14 protein-coding genes and 3 pseudogenes are annotated in these 19119 nt (G+C 66.3%); 5 read left to right on the forward strand and 12 right to left on the reverse strand.

Annotated features, from left to right (window positions below; genetic code table 11):
• Positions 1-3: 3 nt before the first annotated feature.
• Entirely contained in the window at positions 4-2397 is a 2394-nt protein-coding gene (locus G4Q83_RS07675; protein WP_128421391.1) for a TonB-dependent receptor plug domain-containing protein, read from the reverse strand.
• 906 nt (positions 2398-3303) lie between these two features.
• Between G4Q83_RS07675 and tnpA the strand changes: the two are divergent.
• Positions 3304-3735 (forward strand): annotated as a pseudogene (gene tnpA / locus G4Q83_RS07680) (IS200/IS605 family transposase).
• Positions 3736-3961: 226 nt separating this feature from the next.
• Positions 3962-4222: pseudogene (locus G4Q83_RS23180) on the forward strand (transposase); the annotation flags it as partial.
• Between the two features lie 120 nt (positions 4223-4342).
• Here G4Q83_RS23180 and G4Q83_RS07690 read toward each other — a convergent pair.
• The 8 genes and pseudogenes from G4Q83_RS07690 to G4Q83_RS07725 all read right to left on the reverse strand — a co-directional run bounded on the left by G4Q83_RS07690 (position 4343) and on the right by G4Q83_RS07725 (position 12468).
• On the reverse strand, positions 4343-5326 hold the full coding sequence (locus G4Q83_RS07690; protein WP_185817191.1) for an IS5 family transposase: 984 nt from the start codon (positions 5324-5326) through the stop codon (positions 4343-4345).
• Between the two features lie 385 nt (positions 5327-5711).
• Positions 5712-5977, reverse strand: a pseudogene (locus tag G4Q83_RS07695) (integrase core domain-containing protein); the annotation flags it as partial.
• A gap of 294 nt (positions 5978-6271) precedes the next feature.
• Entirely contained in the window at positions 6272-7396 is a 1125-nt protein-coding gene (locus G4Q83_RS07700) for a C13 family peptidase (protein ID WP_128420095.1), read from the reverse strand.
• 56 nt (positions 7397-7452) lie between these two features.
• Positions 7453-8151, reverse strand: coding sequence for an acireductone synthase (gene mtnC, locus G4Q83_RS07705; protein ID WP_128420094.1), 699 nt, complete (start codon positions 8149-8151; stop codon positions 7453-7455).
• A 3-nt stretch (positions 8152-8154) separates the two neighbouring features.
• Positions 8155-8721: a 1,2-dihydroxy-3-keto-5-methylthiopentene dioxygenase gene (locus G4Q83_RS07710; RefSeq protein WP_128420093.1), complete on the reverse strand. Its 567-nt coding sequence runs from the start codon at positions 8719-8721 to the stop codon at positions 8155-8157.
• Positions 8722-8825: 104 nt separating this feature from the next.
• Entirely contained in the window at positions 8826-9467 is a 642-nt protein-coding gene (locus G4Q83_RS07715) for a methylthioribulose 1-phosphate dehydratase (RefSeq protein ID WP_128420092.1), read from the reverse strand.
• A 9-nt stretch (positions 9468-9476) separates the two neighbouring features.
• Positions 9477-10913 carry an amino acid permease gene (locus tag G4Q83_RS07720; RefSeq protein WP_128420091.1) on the reverse strand — a complete coding sequence of 479 codons (1437 nt, stop codon included), beginning with the start codon at positions 10911-10913 and terminating at the stop codon, positions 9477-9479.
• Positions 10914-10998: 85 nt separating this feature from the next.
• The gene (locus tag G4Q83_RS07725; protein ID WP_128420090.1) at positions 10999-12468 is read right to left on the reverse strand and encodes an amino acid permease; all 1470 of its coding nucleotides are present in this window, start codon (positions 12466-12468) and stop codon (positions 10999-11001) included.
• A 169-nt stretch (positions 12469-12637) separates the two neighbouring features.
• On the opposite strand from G4Q83_RS07725, the gene G4Q83_RS07730 reads away from it, so the two are divergent.
• Positions 12638-13189, forward strand: coding sequence for an NUDIX hydrolase (locus G4Q83_RS07730; RefSeq protein WP_128420089.1), 552 nt, complete (start codon positions 12638-12640; stop codon positions 13187-13189).
• Between the two features lie 116 nt (positions 13190-13305).
• Positions 13306-13590, forward strand: coding sequence for a hypothetical protein (locus G4Q83_RS07735; protein WP_170069157.1), 285 nt, complete (start codon positions 13306-13308; stop codon positions 13588-13590).
• A gap of 181 nt (positions 13591-13771) precedes the next feature.
• Here G4Q83_RS07735 and serA read toward each other — a convergent pair whose 3' ends face one another.
• Positions 13772-15013 (reverse strand): phosphoglycerate dehydrogenase, encoded by a 1242-nt coding sequence (gene serA, locus G4Q83_RS07740; protein WP_128420088.1) that lies wholly within the window; start codon positions 15011-15013, stop codon positions 13772-13774.
• Positions 15014-15331: 318 nt separating this feature from the next.
• Here serA and G4Q83_RS07745 point away from each other — a divergent pair, with 318 nt between their 5' ends.
• A complete protein-coding gene (locus tag G4Q83_RS07745; protein ID WP_128420087.1) occupies positions 15332-16720 on the forward strand; it encodes an FAD-binding oxidoreductase in 1389 nt (462 codons plus the stop codon).
• Here the strand turns inward: G4Q83_RS07745 and G4Q83_RS22545 are convergent.
• Positions 16692-17147: a transposase gene (locus G4Q83_RS22545; protein WP_211288288.1), complete on the reverse strand. Its 456-nt coding sequence runs from the start codon at positions 17145-17147 to the stop codon at positions 16692-16694. The two genes, G4Q83_RS07745 and G4Q83_RS22545, sit on opposite strands and share 29 nt — an antisense overlap.
• Positions 17148-17755: 608 nt before the next feature.
• The gene (locus tag G4Q83_RS07755) at positions 17756-19108 is read right to left on the reverse strand and encodes an Nramp family divalent metal transporter (RefSeq protein WP_128420086.1); all 1353 of its coding nucleotides are present in this window, start codon (positions 19106-19108) and stop codon (positions 17756-17758) included.
• Positions 19109-19119 lie beyond the last annotated feature (11 nt).

The raw sequence follows: 19119 nt of genomic DNA on the forward strand, positions 1-19119 counted from the left end.
GGCTTACCACCGGTGCGTCAGGGTCAGGGACACGAAGCGCCCCAGCGCGGTGGCGTTGGTGGGATCGAAACCGGAATTGATGCTGTTGACGACGAAGGGCGGGGCCCTGTCGAAGAGATTCTGGACGTTCAAGGCGAGGCTCGTTCCGTCCTGCGAGCCAGCCGTAAAGCTGTACTTGAGATTCAAGTCCACGGTGGTCCAGGAGTCTATATGCGGGTCGGTCGCGTTCGACGGATCGTGGTAGCTGTCCACATAGTTCACGAAGAGGCCGCCCGCCACGTTGCGCCGGGTCAGCGCCACGCCGCCACGGACGTTGAGATCGACCGGCCGGTACAGCAGGTTCACGGCATCGGCTAAGGGGGCCGTACCGGTCACGCGGCGCTTGGATTCGATGATGTACTGGCCCGCAAGGTTCAGTGCGATGTTGCTCTCGCCCGCGTCCACACTGTACGCAGCATTGAAATCGACACCCCGTTGCTTGGTGAACGCGACATTGCGAACGCGGTTGTCGAGGATGACCTCGGTGTCCGTTTCGTCCCTGTCGCCGGGAATGGCATATGGGCCTGCCCGACTGACGTACAACCCATTGCCGGACAACCCGAGCTGGCGAACCGCCTGGATCTGTTCGGACGTCGGGTTGAAGGTCAGGATGTCAGCGTATGGTTCGGTGGAACTGAGGAAGAGGGATGGATAGCTGCCCCCGTATCCCGTATCCATCCGGTCGTCATAGTCGATGTGATAGTAGCTCGCATCGAGCTTGAGGCCCGGGATCGACGGTGGCGCGAACGAGAATCCGCCCGTCCACGTTTTGGCGCGCTCGGGATCGAGGTCGGGATTGCCGTTGGAGATCATCATCAGAATCGTGCGGCCGCTTGGCGCATTCGGATTCGGCACGTTGCCGGCGACGACGGTGTTGTTCGGCAGCATGTCCTGATACACCGGCGCCCGATACGATCGCCCATAGCTCGTACGGAACGACAGTCCTTCGGTCGCTTCCCACAATAGGCCGAACTTCGGATTGGTCGTGGAGCCGAAGTCGCTGTAGTCGTCGTAGCGCGCTGCCGCGGTCAGCCATAGGCTGCGTACGCCCGGGAGGTCTTTCAGTAGTGGAATATTCAATTCGGTGAAGGCGGAGCGGATGTTGCGACTCTGATCGAATGCCGCCTCCAATCCGCGGGCGTCATGGAAGTCGTAGCTCTCGCGCCGATAGCTGGCGCCGAATGCCGCACGTACGTCGCCGGCGGGAAACGTGAACAGGTCGCCATCCGCGACCAGCTCCAGGTAGCGGGTGTCCGAGTTCATGTTCGTTGGCAACGCGGTAGTCGCCGAACCGCCGGAGATGGTGGTGCGTTCGTATCTCACGTCGCTTTTCCCGGATCCGGAATTCAAGCGGGCCTGCCACTGGTGCGGCAGGTCCAGGGTAAGCCCGGCAAACAGGTCGAACTGCTCGGTGGAGGGAAACAGGCGGGTGTCATCGGACGAGTTTGAAATCGTCGTGTCCATGTCCCGCTTGGAGAAGGAGCCGGACACATTGAACGTCAGCACGTCGTTGATCTGCTGGACGCCATCGACGTAGACGCTGTGCCGCTTCGAGCCCGGATACAGGTCGTACGGCTTGACAGTGACCTTCTCCGAGAAATCCTTGTCGGTTGCCGAAAGATTGTCCTGCTTCAGGAATTCATAGCTGGCCATCAGGTGGCCGCCATCCCACGACCAACCTGTGGCTTGCGACGCCTGGTATTCGTCCATGTTTCCCGCGGTGACGGTTCCGTAACGTACCGAGGTCTCGTATCCGGTGAAATCCCGCCGCAGAATGATGTTGACGACGCCGCCAACGGCATCGGCGCCGTAGATGGCGGAAGCGCCGTCGGTCAGTATTTCCACTCGCTCCACGGCGCTCAACGGAATCAGCGACATGTCGACGTACTGGTAACGGTTCGATGAGGAGACGCGGTGACCGTTGACCAGCGTCAGTGTCGTGCCCGTGCCCAGTCCGCGCAGGTTGATCGACGTGCCCTGGCCGAAGTTGCTCCCCCTGTCGCGATCCAGCCCCAGGTTGGCGACATTGGCGCCGTTGGCGCCACCGCCGAAGTTCTGCGGAAGCTTTTCGAAGAACTGCTGCATCGTGGCGACGCCAGTGCGATCGATGGCTTCCTTGTCGAAGACGATCGTTGGAGACGATCTGCTGGTCGCAGTGTCACGAATATGACTGCCAGTGACCAGAACCTGCTCCAACGTCACGGCAGGAGCATCGGAAGTAGCGTCTCTCTCCTGATGAGCGCCGGTTGCACTGGGGACACCGAGGTCTTGCGCGTACGCGTGCGTGCTTGCATACGATACAACAGCCAAGCCTGCGGCCAGTAATGTCTTCGGCCTGACGATGGACATGTTCTTCATGGTTAGTTTTGATACTCGAGCGTGATCTGGCCGTCGGCAGGCGTTGTAGGATGAGAACCTAGGTGTTACAGTGTAACACTGTATTTTTATAGTAAAACGCTACGGAATACGAGTGATGTGCCATAGCGCCGCCAGCGTGCATCGGGTGGAGATTGGTGCAAGGCCCGGTCCGTGCGCTCGCCAACTCGTCGCGCAAGCGTCTGCTGGAATGGCCAGGAGCTCAACGTCGCGCGCTGGCTTGTTCTGCTGGCTCAATAGGGCGTACGGGGCGCCTATCTGACGTTGTTAGCCGATAACAGCTCGACCTTGCCGATCTTCTCGGCCATCAATGCAGTTCTCGCTCGGTTCTTGATCGTGTCCATGCTCGATACCGGGAGCGAAAGACGACGGAGCTAGCGTGAACCGATCACTGTAAGCCCTCGAAGATTTCTCCACGCCGCTCAGGCGCAGATCGACCGAGGTGCTGCAAGCCGGGGTGGCGACTGGCTGCTTTCGTACAGACGTGGACATTCCGCGTGTCCTGCTATCTTCGCTTGCTGTTCGGTCAGCCGCTGAGTGACGAGTGGGCCAATGCCTTACCTGATTAGCCCTGACCCTCAGCCGCTGCGATGGCGAGCCCCTCGCAGAACGGGCCACAGTCCAGGCTGGAAGCCCATCACGGCTGCGGAAAGTCGCGCCAGCACTTCGGCAGGCAAAGCCTGAGGTTGAGGTTGAAACGACAGGAAGCTTCGGACGAGTCGCACCGCAAGCGGCCCATGCCTGAAAGCTGGCTGAGAATCAGGGCTAAACCAACCTGAGAGTTCCCCCGGCTCTGCCGGGGAGGCAGTAGAAGTTTGACGTATCCGGGAGTCCATCCCGGAGACTCCGCAACGTGAGCGGCCAAGCACACGAGACGGAGAAACCGAGATGGATGAGTTTGAGAGCTTAAGTCACACCAGGTGGGAGTGTCTGTACCACGTTGTGTTCATACCGAAGTGTCGCCGTAAGACACTGTATGTGGGTCTGAGGAAGCATCTAGGAGAGGTGTTCCGGCGATTGGCCGAGCAGAAGGAGAGCCGGGTCGAGGAGGGCCATCTGATGCCAGATCACGTCCATATGCTGTTGAAGATTCCGCCGAAGTAGGCGGTGTCGCAGGTGGTGGGCTATATCAAGGGCAAGAGCGCCATCCACCTAGCGCGGGTGTATGGGGAGCGGAAGCGGAACTTTGTAGGGCAGAGCTTCTGGGCGCGAGGTTACTTCGTTACGAGGGTAGGTCGGGATGAAGGGTTGATCGGGGCATACATCCAGAACCAAGAGGCGGAAGATCGGCGCTTGGACCAATTGCAGTTGCTGAGGTAGTCGGCCACCTTCAGGTGGCCCTAACAAGGGAGGCGCGTAGCGCTCCCGCAGCCGCTTTGAGCGGCTCACATCTCTAAAGCCCCCGGCTTTGCCGGGGGATATTTACTCAGGATGCCTTATCAAATGTGCTGCTGCGAGGGTGTTTGACCTCCTCCCTCTCCCTATAACTTGGACCAGCCAGCACTAGAAAATTCGGCGACACTCAGGGCTAAGGGTGCCCGTCGCCATGACGAAGTCAAAGTTCAGCCAGGAGCGGATCGCGTTCGCCCAGAAGCAGGCCGAGAGCGGCAACATAGTCGAGGAGATCTGCCGCAAGAGGGGCATCAGCCAGGCCACGTTCCACGCCTGGCGCACGGCGTTCGGCGGGCTGGGCGTGGCCGAACTGCGCTGGTGACGCCAGTTTGAGGAAGAGAACCGCAAGCGCGAGCAGCTGGTCGCCGATCTGGGCCTGGACAAGGTCGTGCTGCAGGACGTGCTGTCGAAAAAGCGCTAAGGATAGTCTGATCAACGCGGTCGGAGGATGAGGCAAGCCATATCGACCACGCCCACGGCGCTCAGACCCTCGGTTTTTCGCCGTTTCCGGCGCATTTCCGGGGTATTTCCCGGATTACAGGCACACCCTCCCCACGACAGGCAGCAACTGCTTTCGCTTCAGCCACAGGTTCGACAGCGCAAACAGCGTCAGCACTTGCGCCGTGTTCTTCGCCAGGCCGCGATAGCGCACCTTGACGTAGCCAAACTGGCGCTTGATCACCCGGAACGGATGCTCCACCTTCGCCCTCAGGCTGGCCTTGGCGTGCTCCCAGCGCTGTGCCCACTTCAATTCGCGCTTGCTCTTGATCTGCTTCAGCTTCGAGGGCTTCTCCGCGATCAGATAGCGCAGCTTGCGCTTGCTCGCCATCTCCTCGCGCTTGGCCAGCCCGGTGTAGCCGCTGTCGCCGCATACCGTGTCTTCCTTGCCGTGCAGCAGCTTGTGCGCCTGGGTGATATCTGCGGCGTTGGCCGCCGTGCATTCCAAGTGGTGCACCAGCCCGGACTCATCGTCCACGCCGATGTGCGCTTTCATCCCGAAGTAGTACTGATTGCCCTTCTTGGTCTGGTGCATTTCCGGGTCGCGCTCGCCGTTCTTGTTCTTGGTCGAGCTGGGCGCGGCAATGATCGTGGCGTCCACGATGGTGCCGCCGCGCAGGCTCTGGCCCTTGCGCGATAGGTGCGCGTTGACCCGGTTGAACAGCGTGCGCGCCAGATCGTGCGTCTCCAGCAACCGGCGGAAGTTGAGGATCGTGGTCTCGTCCGGCACCTCATCCAACCCGCCGATCCTGGCGAAACGGCGCATCGACGCCGTGTCGTACAAGGCTTCTTCCGCGCCCGGGTCGCTCAGTGCGTACCACTGCTGCAGAAAGTGGATGCGCAGCATTGTCTCCAGCGGGTACGGCTGACGGCCCGGATGGCCCGACTTCGGATAGTGCGGCGCGATCAGCGCCAGCAGGTCTTTCCACGGCACCACCTGATCCATCTCGGCCAGCAACCTTTCGCGCCGCGTCTGCTTGCGCTTGCCGTTGTACTCCGCGTCGCCGAAAGACAATTGCATCGTCGTTGTCCTGTTGGGCTTTGTACGATTGTCGCAGGATCAGAGGGAGTTGTTCAGACCATCCCTAAGGCCCACGCAGCGCAAGACGCTGGTGGGCCATCTGGTCGACCGTTATCGTGACGGGATTCGCTGGGCTTGCACGGTCGTCGAGCAGAGCCGTTCGGCGCAGCACTACCAGTGCCCGGGAGAGTGCTGACGCGCCACTGCTTCGGCGGATCGAAGAGATTCCCGCTGCGCGTGTCCGCTATGATTTTTGGCGGATCCAGACCGATAGATAGCAGCAGTGCGTTCATCTCGATCGTGATGGATCGCTGGGCCGACGACAACGGAGTGACCAGGGATTAGTGTCGTGGTCAAGTTCTGGTAGACCCCGTGATAGGAGATTTCAGGTAGTGGCGTTCTCGTAGTCGGCCGGAGATCGATAGCCGAGGGTGGAGTGCAGCCGGTGGGTGTTGTAGAAGCCGACGATGTAGTGGGTGATGTCGGCGATGGCTTCGTCCGGGTTGGCGTAGCACCGCTGCCAGACCCGTTCCATTTTCAAGTTCAGGAAAAACCGTTCCATCACCGCGTTATGCGCCGAGGGCAGGCTGGGCGCTCCCAGCAGTTACCCTTGCCGCTCATGCTGGCGACTAGGCCATGGCGGGCCAGCAGCAGGCCGATCTAGCGCCGACCCCACAAACAAAAACGCCTCCACGAGGGAGGCCGGCGAAAGCAGGTGATCCTGGCTGGCGAGCGAAGGCGAGCGGGCGGGAGGATCGGGCGCAGCTGGCTGGCGTAGAGGCTGGCGGGCTTGTTGCGGGACGAAGTCTAGCGGGCACCGCGGTTTCGCGATAAAACGCGAATCACTCGCATCTGTTGGCGCGCAAGCACGCGAAACAGATGGGCTAGATCTCGCGCTGCGTGCCGCGCGGTGCACTTGTGCGCGCACGCAGCGCTGCACAGGGTTCAGGGCGAGGACGACGGCGTCGCCGACGCCGTTGCCGCCGCCCTTGCCGGCGATGCAGCGTGCGCCGAAGCTGCCGCCACTGGCTCGGTTCCGTCAGCGGCATCCGGACCCGGAGCGGTGCGCGGTTTCGCTTTGGCCTTGCCGTCGCCAGCCGCGTCCGGCGGTGCCGCCGTGTCCGTGTCGTGGCCCGTTTCGGGTTCCGGATAGGGATACGCCGGCGCCGCAACCGGCTGCAGCTGCGCGCGCCAGCGCTGCAGCAGCGGCGCGATGCGTGCGCCGACGTACAGTTGCGGATACGACGGCGCCTCGCCTTCGGCCTGTTCGCGCGCGGCGATCTCGGCAGCGGCCAGACGGTAGCTCTCGACGAAATCGCTGGTGCGCGCCAGCGCGTCGATCAGCCAGGCGCGGCCGAAATAGGTGGCGCTGGCGGTGTTGCCGCAGCCGAACGAGGGCCGGTCGCGGCGTGCGGCGGTGATCACCAGCGTGTCGGGGCTCTTCAGCGCCGGCACGAAGCCGCCGGAGTAACACGCCGACAGCACGATCACCCGGTTGCCGATGCCGGCGTCGTCGAGCAGCCGGCGCAGGTCCGCCGGGGTGATGGCATCATAGTCGGCGTCCTCGCCAGGGCCGAACTGCACATACAGCTCGTGCTGCTCGGTGCCGTGGCTGGTCAGGAACAGCAGCAGCGCGTCCTCGCGCCGGTCCATCAGTTTGCCGATCCGCTGCAGCGTATCGGCCAGGTTGTCGTACGAGGCCTGTGGCGCGTAGGCGTGGGCGCCGAGATTGTCCGCATGATTGATCAGGGTGACGATGCGGCCGGCGGCATCGAAGCGCTGTGCGAACAGCTGGCGCAGGTACAGCGTCTCGTTGCGGAACACGTCTTCGCTGGCGTCGCCGGCGAAGCCGACCACGTACAGGTCGGTCACCCCCGGCCGCTGCGGTCGCAGCGCGGCCAGCGCCTTGTGCAGCTGCGCCTGGTCGCGCGGATCGACCGGCGTCTGCGCCGCCGTCGGCGCCTGCGCCGCGCCGGCGTTCGGATGGCAGGCGGGCAGCAGCAGCGCCAGCAGCAGCGCCAGGGCCAGGCGCCGATGCACCACGCCGATGCGGCGCAGGAACCATTTCATGGGCGGCATGGGCGACACAGGAAGCGAACGGCAACGCGCAGCGGCGGCCGCGGGACTCACACTGCCAGGTCGGCGAAGCTGTCCACGCGCCGGTGGCCGTTGCAGGCCGCGCCAAGGCGCGGTGCAGGATAGTCCTGGCGGCGATCGACCAGCACCGCGTCCAGCCCGGCGTCGCGTGCGGCATCGAGTTCGGCGACGACGTCGGACAGGAACACGATCTGTGCCGGCGCCGCACCGGTGGCCTCGGCGATGCGCGCATAACTGGCCGCCTCGCGCTTGGCGCCGACTTCGGTGTCGAACCAGCCGGAGAACAGCCCGCGCAGGTCGCCGGCGTCGCTATGGCCGAAGAACAGCTTCTGCGCCGGCACCGAGCCGGACGAGTACACGTACAGCCGGTGGCCGTCGGCATGCCAGCGGCGCAGCGCCGCTGCGGCATCGGGGTAGATGTGCGCGGCGAAGTCGGCGTCGCGGTAGCCGGCCTCCCAGATCATGCCCTGCAGCGCCTTCAGCGCGGTGTGCTTGCGGTCCTGGTCGATCCAGCCCTGCAGGGTCTCCACGAGCGCCGCGTCGCTGCGGGCACCGCTGCACTCGGCCGCCACCGCATCCAGCCATTGCCGCACTTGCGGCTGCTGGCCGTGCACGCCGACGAAGCCGGGCAGGGCTCGGCGCGCGTAGGGGAACAGCACGTCCTTGACGAAGGAGATGCTGCTGGTGGTGCCTTCGATGTCGGTCAGGATCACGCGGGGGGCGCTCATCACTCAGTTCGCCTCGCCGCGCAGCGCCGTTTCGTAGCGCGGGAAGCGCTGGGCGATGTCGGTGCCGGTGAAATGGCCGACCCAGCCGTCCGGCTCGGTGAAGAAGCGGATCGCCACGAAGCGCGGCTCCGGGCCCATGTCGAACCAGTGATGGGTGCCGTCGGGCACGGCGATCAGGTCGTTGTGCACGCATTCGATCTCGTAGACCTTGCCGTCCACGTGCAGGGTGAACAGGCCCGAGCCGGCGACGAAGAAACGCACCTCGTCCTCCTTGTGGAAATGCTCGTCGAGGAATTTCTTGCGCATCTCCTCGCGCTGCGGATGGTCAGGGGCGATGCTGACCACGTCCACGGTCTTGAAGCCGTGTACGGCCACCAGCCGGTCGATGTCGGTCTTGTAGGCCGCCATCACCGCTTCCGGGGTGGCGCCGGCCTCGATCGGCTGGTCGGCCTGCCAGCGCTCGAAAGTGACGCCGATCTTGCGCAGCTCGGCGGCGATCGCGTCGCCATCGCGGCTGTCGAACAGCGGTGCGTCGGGAGTGGTTTCGGCGAAGATGCGGAGTCGGCTCATGGCGGCGGGCGAGGGCGTCGTGGAGGAGAGAGAGGGTAGCAGCTGGCGGGCAGGCCGCCGTTGCGGCGCTGGAACGCTGTCGCGCGGGCGCTGTACGCCTGGGCTCAGCCCGTTGCGCGCAGCTTGCGCAGTTCCAGTTCGCACTGCAGCAGGAATTCGATCGCTTCCAGGTGGCGGCGCGCCTCGGCCATGTCGCGGCCCCAGGCGTACAGGCCGTGGCCGTCGATCAGGTAGCCCCACAGCGGGGTGCGGTCGAGCAGCGCGTCCACCTGCGCGGCCAGCACGGTCATGTCCTGGGTGTTGGCGAACACCGGCAGGTCCACCGCGGTTTCGTGGGTCTGGTTGCCGTGCAGCGCCTTCAGCAGCTCGTAGCCTTCCAGGCGCACCTTGCCGGCGCCGGCGTACAGCCGCGAGGCCACGGTCTGCACCGGCGAGTGCGTGTGCAGCACGCAGCCGATCTCGGGAAAACGGCGATACAGCTGGGTGTGCAGCAGGGTCTCGGCCGAGGGCCGGTGATCGCTGCCGACCGCCTTGCCGTTGAAGTCCACCACCATGATGTCGGCCTCGACCAGCCGCCCCTTGTCGCGGCCGGACACGGTGATCGCGGCATGCGCGGCGTCGAGCCGGTGCGAGAAGTTGCTGCTGGTGGCCGGGGTCCAGCCAGCCGCCGACAGTTCGCGGATGTTGCCGATCAGCAGCAGGGCCAGCGTGCGCAGGCGTTCGGTATCGTAGGGCGGTGCATTCATGCCCCCATTCTAGCGAGCCTGTGTGGCGCGCAGGCGGCTGTGGCGGAAGCCGTAGCCGAAATAGATGAGCAGGCCGAGCACGGTCCAGCCGCCCATCAGCAGCCAGTTGTGCGCGGTCATCGCCGACAGCAGCGCCAGGCAGCTGAGCACGCCGGCGATGCAGATCAGCCAGGCGAACGGGATACGGAACGGGCGCGGCAGGTCCGGCTGGGTGCGGCGCAGGATCAGCACCCCGGCGCAGACCGCGGCGAAGGCGATCAACGTGCCCATCGAGGTCAGCTCGCCGAGCACGTCCAGCGGGAACAGCGCCGCCAGCAGCGCGATGCCGATGCCGGTGATCACCGTGTTGACGTGCGGGGTGCGGTACTTGGGATGGATCTTGGTGAACACCGGCGGCAGCAGCCCGTCGCGGGCGATGATCATGAAGATCCGCGGCTGGCCGATGATCATCACCAGCACCACCGAGGACAGGCCGATCAGCGCGCCGACCTCCACCACCACCCGCAGCCAGGCCAACGACGGATGTGCGGCCACCGCGGTCACCACCGGCTCGTCGGTGCCCAACTGGGTGTAGGGCACCAGCCCGGTCATCACCGCGGCCATGGCGATGTACAGCACGGTGCAGATCACCAGCGACAGGATCATGCCGATCGGCAGGTCGCGCTGCGGCCGGTGCGATTCCTGCGCCGCCACCGACACCGCCTCGAAGCCGATGTAGGCGAAGAACACCATCGCCGCGCCGCGCAGCACGCCCTCCATGCCGTACTTGCCCGGACCTTCGTTGGCCGGAATGAACGGGTGCCAGTTGGCGCTGTCCACGTACGTCCAGCCGGCCGCGATCACCAGCAGGATCAGCCCGGTCTTCAGCACCACCATCGCCATGTTCATCGCCGAGGACTTGCGGATGCCGACGTAGCACAGCCAGGTCAGCAGCAGCACGATGCCGGCCGCAGGCAGGTTGGCGATCGCGCCGGTGCGCTGCAGCTTGCCGTCCAGCGGCGCGTTGACCAGCGCCGCCGGCAGGTGGATGCCGAAATGGTCGAGCAGGCTGAGGAAGTAGCCGGTCCAGCTCACCGCCACCGCCGAGGCCGACACGCCGTACTCAAGCACCAGCATCCAGCCGATGAACCAGGCGGCCAGCTCGCCGAAGGTGGCGTAGGTGTAGGTGTAGGCGCTGCCGGACACCGGCACCATCGCCGCGAATTCGGCATAGGCCAGCGCGCAGAACGCGCAGCACAGCGCGGCCAGCACGAACGACAGCATGATCGCCGGGCCGGCATGGTTGGCCGCGGCCTGCCCGGTGATGACGAAGATGCCGCCGCCGATCACCGCGCCGATGCCCAGCGCGGTCAGGCCCCAGGGGCCGAGCGCGCGCTGCAGGCCCAGGCCGCCGGCATCCTCGTGGCTGGCGTGGGGGTGTTTGGTGGCCCAGAGTTGTTTGAGCATGGAGGGGTTCCAGCCTGGCGCTGCGCGCGATGGACGAGGAGACGAACGCGAAGACCGGCGCGGGCGCCGGTCTTCGGGGAAAGGATCAGGCCTTGGCCAGGCGGCTGTGGCGGATGCCGTAGCCGAAATAGATGAACAGGCCGATCACGGTCCAGCCGACGAACACCTTCCAATGTTCCTGGAAGGCCTGCAGGAACAGGAACAGGCAGGCCAGCGCACCGAGCGGGCAGATCAGCATCGCGAACGGCACCCGGAACGGGCGCGGCAGGTCCGGCTTGGTGAAGCGCAGCACCAGCACCCCGACGCAGACGGTGGCGAAGGCGAGCAGGGTGCCCATCGACACCAGTTCGCCGAGCACGTCCAGCGGGATCAACCCGGCCAGCAGTGCGGCGACCACGCCGACGAAGAGGGTGCCGACGTAGGGCGTATGGAACCTGCGGTGCACCTTGCCGAACAGCTTCGGCAGCAGGCCGTCGCGCGACATGGTGTAGAAGATACGCGGCTGCGCCATCAGCATCACCAGCACCACCGAGGACAGGCCAGCGATGGCGCCGATCTCCACTGCGGTCTTCAGCCATGCCAGGCTCGGGTAGTGCTCCAGCGCGGTGGCGACCGGCTTGGCGGTGCCGAGCTGGGTGTAGGGCAGCAGGCCGGTCAGCACCGCACAGACGATGATGTAGATGACCGTGCACACCGCCAGCGACACCAGGATGCCGATCGGCATGTTGCGTTGCGGGTCCTTGGTCTCGCCGGCGGAGGTGGAGACCGCGTCGAAGCCGATGTAGGAGAAGAACACAATCGACGCGGCGCGGAACACGCCGCTCCAGCCGAACTCGCCCGGCCCGGTGTTCTCGGGGATGAAAGGATGCCAGTTGGCCGGATCGACGTGGGACACGCCGAAGCCGACGAACAGGCAGATCACCGCGACTTTGATCGCCACCACGATGGCGTTGGCGAACGCCGACTGGGTGACGCCGACGTAGCACAGCGCGCTGACCGCGACCACGATCAGCACCGCCGGCAGGTTGACGATGCCGCCTGAGGCGACGAAGGCATGGCCGTTCCAGGCCAATGGCGCGCTGGCCAGCTCCGCCGGGAACGGCAGGCCGAGGGTGCCGGTGAGGAAGCTGATCAGGTACGCCGACCAGCCGACCGCGACGCTGGAGCCGGCGAACAGGTATTCCAGCACCAGGCACCAGCCGATGAACCAGGCCGCACCTTCGCCCAGGGTGGTGTAGGAGTAGGAATAGGCGCTGCCCGAGACCGGCATCATCGCCGCGAACTCGGCGTAGCACAGGCCGGCGAAGGCGCAGGCGACGCCAGCGAACACGAACGACAGCATCACCGCCGGGCCGGCATGGTTGGCCGCGGCCTGGCCGGTCAGCACGAAGATGCCCGCGCCGATCACCGCGCCGATGCCGAGCATGACCAGGTGCTTGGCGGTGAGGGTCCGTTGCAGCGTGGCTTCGCCTTCCAGGCTGCCTTCGACCGGTTCGCCGGCATCGACGTGGCCGGCAGGCTCGATCGGCTTGACCCTCAACAGAGACTTCAGCATGCGGTGCATCCCCAGTGGCGATCGGGGCGGTATCGCCCCGGCAAAGTTGGTGCGCTGGGCCCAGAGCGGGACACGCAATCGTCGTACCATGCCAAAGCCGGGCCGCCGCCACAAGCCGCGTCGCGCCGTCGGCGGCGATAATGGACCGCCCCGATCGCGAGAACCGCCCATGCCCGAGCTCTCCCTGCGCCGTCAATTGTGCGCCTATGCCGCCCGTTGGCCGCAGGAGGCCGAAGTTGCCGCGCAATTCCTGGCGTTGCTGGACGATGCGCAGGACCCGTTCGCGCGCGCGCGCCTGGACGGCCATTTCACCGGCTCGGCCTGGCTGGTCAGCGCCGACGGCGCACGCACCCTGCTGACCCACCACCGCCAGCTGCAGCGCTGGCTGCAGCTGGGCGGGCACGCCGACGGCGACCGCGACCTGGCGCTGGTGGCGCTGAAGGAAGCCGAGGAGGAGTCGGGACTGCCCGGACTGGCGCTGCACGATGGCATTCTGTTCGACCTGGACCGGCACTGGATCCCCGAGCGCCAGGACGTGCCGGGCCACTGGCACTTCGACGCGCGCTACGTGGTGCGTGCCGGCGCCGACGAGGCGTTCGCGGTCGGCGCCGAATCGCTGGCTCTGGCCTGGCGCCCGATCGCCGATCTGCTGGCCGAGCCGGACCTGGATCCGTCGCTGCGGCGGATGGCCGGCAAGTGGCTGGCGCACAGCGACAGCTGAGGCACCCGGCGACAGGCGTTGCCGGACTGGCTGGTCCGGGTACTGGGCGTGCGCCGCTGGCTGGGCGGGCATGGCGGGATGGGGCACCCTTGGGTGCCCGTTGCCTGTCCCTGCCCATGTCCCGCGCCGCTGCGTCGTTCACCTACCGCCTGGCATTCCGCCCGGTCGACGACCGGATGGAGTCGGTCGAACTGGCGCGCACCGTGCAACGTGCGCTGCTGGCGTTGAGCGGGCCGCCGCATGGCGTGGCGATCGTCCGTGTGCAGCGCCCGCCGCGCGAGGACCGCGGCGGCCTGTACATGGAGGCGGTCGCCACCGGCCCGGAGCGGTGGTACCTGAAGGCCGATGACTATCTGTTGAGCGAAGGGCTGCGCGGCGAGCTGCAGCCCGGAGAGTGGTGATGGCGGGACTGGGGACCCGGGACCCGGAAGAGCGTAGGTTGCGTGATCTGCATTTCCGCCCTTATTCGAGCATTTCGCGTGTTTGCGCCACCGCAATCAATCCAGGCCCGATCGCAGTTGGAGAACGGACTCGCCAGCGCCGCCGCTCTTCCGAGTCCCCAGTCCCCAGTCCCCAGTCCGCTCAGTAGAGAATCCGCGTCCGCAAGGTCCCGGCGATCTGTCCCAGCTCGTCCTTCAGCACCGCCGCCAGTGCCTCGCTGGCGGCGACGTCGATCACCACGTAGCCGACCTTGGGGTCGGTGCGCAGGAACTGGCCGTCGATGTTGACGTTGTGGCGCGAGAACAGTTCGTTGATCTGCGACAGCACGCCCGGCACGTTGCGGTGGATGTGCAGCAGGCGCAGGCTCTGGGCATGCTCGGGCAGGGTGACCTCGGGGAAGTTCACCGCCGACAGGGTGCTGCCGTTGTCGCTGTAGCGCACCAGCTTGGCGGCCACTTCGACGCCGATGTTGTCCTGCGCCTCCAGCGTGCTGCCGCCCACGTGCGGGGTCAGGATCACGTTGTCGTGCGCGGCCAGCGGCGATTCGAACAGGTCGCCGTTGCCCTTTGGCTCGACCGGGAACACATCCACGGCCGCGCCGCCGATGTGGCCGGAGCGCAGCGCCGCGTCCAGCGCGGCGATGTCGATCACCGTGCCGCGCGAGGCGTTGATCAGGTGCGCGCCGGGCTTCATCTGCGCGATCTGCGCCGCGCCGATCATGTCCTTGGTCGCTGCGGTTTCCGGCACGTGCAAGGTCACCACGTCCGCGCGCGCCAGCAGGTCGTCCAGGTCGGTCGCCGCGCGCGCGTTGCCCAGCGACAGCTTGGCCTCGATGTCGTGGAAGATCACCTGCATGCCCAGCGATTCGGCCAGCACCCCGACCTGGGTGCCGATATGTCCGTAGCCGACGATGCCCAGCACCTTGCCGCGGGTCTCGTGGCTGCCGGCGGCCGACTTCGACCAGCCGCCGCGGTGGCATTCGGCGTTCTTCTGCGGAATGCCGCGCAGCAGCAGGATCGCCTCGGCGATGACCAGCTCGGCAACGCTGCGGGTGTTGGAGTAGGGCGCGTTGAACACCGGGATGCCGGCCAGCTCGGCCGCGTCCAGGTCCACCTGGTTGGTGCCGATGCAGAAGCAGCCGACCGCGATCAGGCGCTTGGCCTGCGCCAGCACCTCGGCGCTGAGCTGGGTGCGCGAGCGGATGCCGACGATGTGCGCCTCGGCGATGCGTGCCTTCAGTTCCTCTTCCGGCAGCGACTTGGCGTGCAGTTCGATCTGCGAGTACCCGGCGGCGCGGAACACGTCGATGGCGGTCTGGCTGATGCCTTCGAGCAACAACACGCGGATATCCTGCTTCGGAAACGAGGTTCTCTTGGGCGACATTGCGACGACACGGCGAGGCGAAAGGGTCGGTCACTATGCCAGATGCGTCCGCGCTTTGGTGCGCCGCAATAGGACGCCGGGGCAGCGCGAGCGCATCGCTGGCAAAGGTTTCAGTTGCATCCGTTCGGGACAGGGGACTCCGGACTCGGAGGAAGCGTGCGTCTGACCGTGCCGCTTGGCTTCATGCTGCAGACCGTCGCTCTTCCGAGTCCCCAGTCCCCAGTCCCCAGTCCCCAGTCCCCAGTCCCGCGCCCAACTGGACGCCGCCGCGCAACGCTGGCAGGCTTGAACGCTTGCCTTCGCCCGACCTCCGAACCGATGACCGACCCGCGCCTGGACGCCCTTACGCACGCCGTCCCCGGACTGCGCCTGAAGACCGATCCCGCCGATCTGGAGCACTACGGCCGCGACTGGACCCGGCGCTGGACGCCGGCGCCGTTGGCGATCGCGCTGCCAGCGACGGTGGACGAAGTGCAGGCGGTGCTGCGCTGGGCCAACGCCCATGCGGCGGCGGTGGTGCCCTCCGGCGGCCGCACCGGCCTGTCCGGCGGGGCGGTGGCCGCGCACGGCGAACTGGTGCTGAGCCTGGAGCGGATGAACAAGGCGCTGGCGTTCGATGCGGTCGACCGCAACCTCACCGTGCAGGCCGGCATGCCGCTGGAGGCGGTGCACAACGCGGCGCGCGAGCACGGGCTGGTGTATCCGGTGGATTTCGCCGCGCGCGGCTCCTGTTCGATCGGCGGCAACATCGCCACCAACGCCGGCGGCATCCGCGTGATCCGCTACGGCAATACCCGCGAATGGATCGCCGGGCTCAAAGTGGTCACCGGCAGCGGCGAGCTGCTCGACCTCAACCGCGGGCTGATCAAGAATTCCAGCGGCTACGATTTCCGCCAGCTGCTGATCGGCTCGGAAGGCACGCTCGGCATCGTCGTGGAGGCCACGCTGCGGCTGACCGATCCGCCGCCGCCGAGCAACGTGATGCTGCTGGCGCTGCCCTCGTTCGAAGTGCTGATGCAGGTGTTCGCCGCGTTCCGCAGCCGCCTGCAACTGGAGGCGTTCGAATTCTTCACCGACCGCGCCCTGCAGCACGTGCTGGCGCATGGCGCGCAGGCGCCGTTCGATACGGTCTATCCGTACTACGTGGTCACCGAATACGCCAGCGGCGACGAGGCGCAGGAAGCCGCGGCGCTGGCCGCGTTCGAGACCTGCATGGAGCAGGGCTGGGTGCTGGACGGGGTGATCAGCCAGAGCGATGCGCAGGCGGCGCAGCTGTGGCGCCTGCGCGAAGGCATCACCGAGGCGGTGGCGCGCTACACGCCGTACAAGAACGACGTGTCGGTGCGGATCTCGGCGATGCCGGCGTTCCTGGCGCAGACCCAGGCGCTGCTTGGCGCGGCCTACCCGCAGTTCGACGTGGTCTGGTTCGGCCATATCGGCGACGGCAACCTGCACATCAACGTGCTCAAGCCTGACGCCGCCGCCGACGCGGATTTCATCGCCGCCTGCGAGCAGGTCACCAAGCTGCTGGCGCAGGTGCTGGCCGAGCATGGCGGCAGCATCTCCGCCGAACACGGCATCGGCCTGGTCAAGAAGCCGTATCTGGACAGCACCCGCAGCGCCGAGGAGATCGCGCTGATGCGCGCGGTCAAGCGCGTGTTCGATCCGGCCGGGCTGCTCAACCCGGGCAAGCTGTTCGATCCCTAGTGCACTGAATCCGAAGAATCGGATGTGAAGCGTTGATTGGGATCGGCATATGTCCACGTCGAGGGCTTCGGGTGGACGGGGACGTTGGGGTGTCATGCATATGAACGCGAGGACGCTTGGTCGGAAAGGCGTGGAGCAGCGGTGTCTGCTGACTGCCGAGGTTGTCGCAGATGACGTGGATCTCGTGGTGCCTCGGCTGGCTCAGGACAATGTCGTCGAGGAAGTTGACGAACTGCTCGCGGATGTGACGCGCCTCCGTCTTGCCCAGCACCTGGCCGGTGGCCGTGTTCAGTGCCGCAAACAGGCTGAGCGGACCGTTGCGCTGGTTCTCAAAGCCGTGGCCCTGGGCGCGTCCGGTTGACAGCGGCAGCATCCGGTCCTTGCGGTCCAGCACCTGGATGGCGGTCTTCTCGTCGACGCAGAACACGGCAGCATGCGCGCGTGGCTCCAGGTAAGCCCGATCACGTCGGCCACCTCGGTCTCCAAGCCCGGGTCGTTGGACACCCTATGGGGATCCAGCCGGAGTGGACGCACGCCGTGCTTGCGCCAGATGCGCTGCACGGCGGAGAACGCCACATCCCCCTAGCTCGGCAGCCAGTTCGCGGCGGCTCCAATGTCTCGAGCCGTCGCGGGGCAGGTGCTGGAGCGTGCGATTGAGCACCCGCGCCTCCAGCTTGGCCATGCCCCCGTCGGCCAGGCCGGACGGCCGCCACGCCGACCCGTTCCCAGGGTCAGCTTCGCGTCCACCGCCTGGGCGATCGCCGCAAAGTCGATATGGCGCAAGTTCCAGCGCCAGCCGATCGCCCCTCTGCTGGCGCTTGGACTCGCGCTGATGTCCGGCAAACAAGCGGATCATCGCAGGGCCTCGGCTGTTCTTTCAGGCCTTTATGATGCCAAAACAGGGCGGTTTTTAGAGGTGCCCAGAAGTGGCCGCAATGGTCGACGAAATGCTGCTTCAGCTGGGCTACCAGGCGACCCGGGTCGCCGTTTGCAGCACAGGCGCGCGGCGCATACGGCGGCCGGGGGCGCGCCGGCTCAGTGCAGCAGGGTGGCGGCGAGCAGCTTCACGTTCAGCGCCACGATCAGGGCGGCGATCGCCCACGACAGCCACACCAGCCAGCGTGGCGCGCCCAGCGCGCCCATCTTGCGTTTGTCGGCGACGAAGCGCACCAGCGGGATCACAGCGAACGGCAACTGCATCGACAGCAGCACCTGGCTCAGCACCAGCAGCTTGGCGGTGCCTTGCTCGCCGTACATCCAAGTCACCACCACTACCGGCACGATCGCCAGGCCGCGGGTCAGCAGACGCCGTGCCCAGGCCGGGATGCACAGGTTGAGGAAGCCCTCCATCACGATCTGCCCGGCCAGCGTCGCGGTCACCGTGGAATTGATCCCCGAGGCCAGCAGCGCCACCGCGAACAGGGTCGAGGCCAGGCCGATGCCGAGCATCGGCGCCAGCAGTTCGTAGGCCTGTTCGATTTCCTCCACGTCGGTGCGGCCGTGCGCATGGAACACCGTGGCGGCCAGCACCAGGATCGCAGCGTTGACGAACAGCGCCAGGCTCAGCGCGATGATGCTGTCGGCCAGCGCCCAGCGCAGCGCCGAGCGGCGGCCGCTGTCGCTGCGTTCGTAGGCCCTGGTCTGCACGATCGACGAATGCAGATAGAGGTTGTGCGGCATCACCGTGGCGCCGATGATGCCGATCGCCAGGTACAGCGCGGCCGGGTTGGTCACCACCTCGGCGCGCGGGACGAAGCCGGCCAGCACCTCGCGCAGCGGTGGTGCGGCCAGCACGATCTGCACCACGAAACAGGCGAAGATCACCATCAGCAGCGCGATCACGAAGGCTTCAAGGGTACGGAAGCCGCGCCGCATCAGGTACAGCACCAGCAGCGCGTCGATCGCGGTGATGATCGCACCCAGGGCCAGCGGGATGCCGAACAGCAGCTTCAGCGCGATCGCGGTGCCGATCACCTCGGCCAGGTCGCAGGCCACGATCGCCGTCTCGCAGGCCAGCCACAGCAGGATATTGACCGGTCGCGCGTAATGCTCGCGGCAGGCCTGCGCCAGGTCGCGGCCGGTGGCGATGCCCAGCCGCGCCGCCAGGCCCTGCAGCACGATCGCCATCAGGTTCGACAACAGGATCACCGACAGCAGCAAATAGCCGAAGTGCGAGCCGCCGGCAATGTCGGTGGCCCAGTTGCCTGGATCCATGTAGCCCACCGAGACCATGTAGCCCGGCCCGAGGAATGCAAGGAAACGGCGCCAGCCGAGGCCGCCGCTGGGCACGGCGACGCTGCCGTTTATTCGCCCGAGGCTGCGCCGCGGCGGGCCACCCGAAGGGGGCGGCGCGGCATGGGGATCGGACAGCGGCAGGGGAGTGGCCATTGCGGGAGGAC

The organism is Xanthomonas theicola, assembly GCF_014236795.1.
Taxonomy (GTDB): Bacteria; Pseudomonadota; Gammaproteobacteria; order Xanthomonadales; family Xanthomonadaceae; genus Xanthomonas_A; species Xanthomonas_A theicola.

What these genes read in the sequence shown, in the direction of transcription:
- G4Q83_RS07735 (WP_170069157.1), top strand. Translation starts at nt 13,306, where the DNA reads ATGTCCCGCGCCGCTGCGTCGTTCACCTACCGCCTGGCATTCCGCCCG.
- serA (WP_128420088.1), bottom strand. Translation starts at nt 15,013, where the DNA reads ATGTCGCCCAAGAGAACCTCGTTTCCGAAGCAGGATATCCGCGTGTTG.
- G4Q83_RS07745 (WP_128420087.1), top strand. Translation starts at nt 15,332, where the DNA reads ATGACCGACCCGCGCCTGGACGCCCTTACGCACGCCGTCCCCGGACTG.
- G4Q83_RS07715 (WP_128420092.1), bottom strand. Translation starts at nt 9,467, where the DNA reads ATGAATGCACCGCCCTACGATACCGAACGCCTGCGCACGCTGGCCCTG.
- G4Q83_RS07690 (WP_185817191.1), bottom strand. Translation starts at nt 5,326, where the DNA reads ATGCAATTGTCTTTCGGCGACGCGGAGTACAACGGCAAGCGCAAGCAG.
- G4Q83_RS07725 (WP_128420090.1), bottom strand. Translation starts at nt 12,468, where the DNA reads ATGCTGAAGTCTCTGTTGAGGGTCAAGCCGATCGAGCCTGCCGGCCAC.
- G4Q83_RS07755 (WP_128420086.1), bottom strand. Translation starts at nt 19,108, where the DNA reads ATGGCCACTCCCCTGCCGCTGTCCGATCCCCATGCCGCGCCGCCCCCT.
- mtnC (WP_128420094.1), bottom strand. Translation starts at nt 8,151, where the DNA reads ATGAGCGCCCCCCGCGTGATCCTGACCGACATCGAAGGCACCACCAGC.
- G4Q83_RS07700 (WP_128420095.1), bottom strand. Translation starts at nt 7,396, where the DNA reads ATGAAATGGTTCCTGCGCCGCATCGGCGTGGTGCATCGGCGCCTGGCC.
- G4Q83_RS07675 (WP_128421391.1), bottom strand. Translation starts at nt 2,397, where the DNA reads ATGAAGAACATGTCCATCGTCAGGCCGAAGACATTACTGGCCGCAGGC.
- G4Q83_RS07720 (WP_128420091.1), bottom strand. Translation starts at nt 10,913, where the DNA reads ATGCTCAAACAACTCTGGGCCACCAAACACCCCCACGCCAGCCACGAG.
- G4Q83_RS07730 (WP_128420089.1), top strand. Translation starts at nt 12,638, where the DNA reads ATGCCCGAGCTCTCCCTGCGCCGTCAATTGTGCGCCTATGCCGCCCGT.
- G4Q83_RS07710 (WP_128420093.1), bottom strand. Translation starts at nt 8,721, where the DNA reads ATGAGCCGACTCCGCATCTTCGCCGAAACCACTCCCGACGCACCGCTG.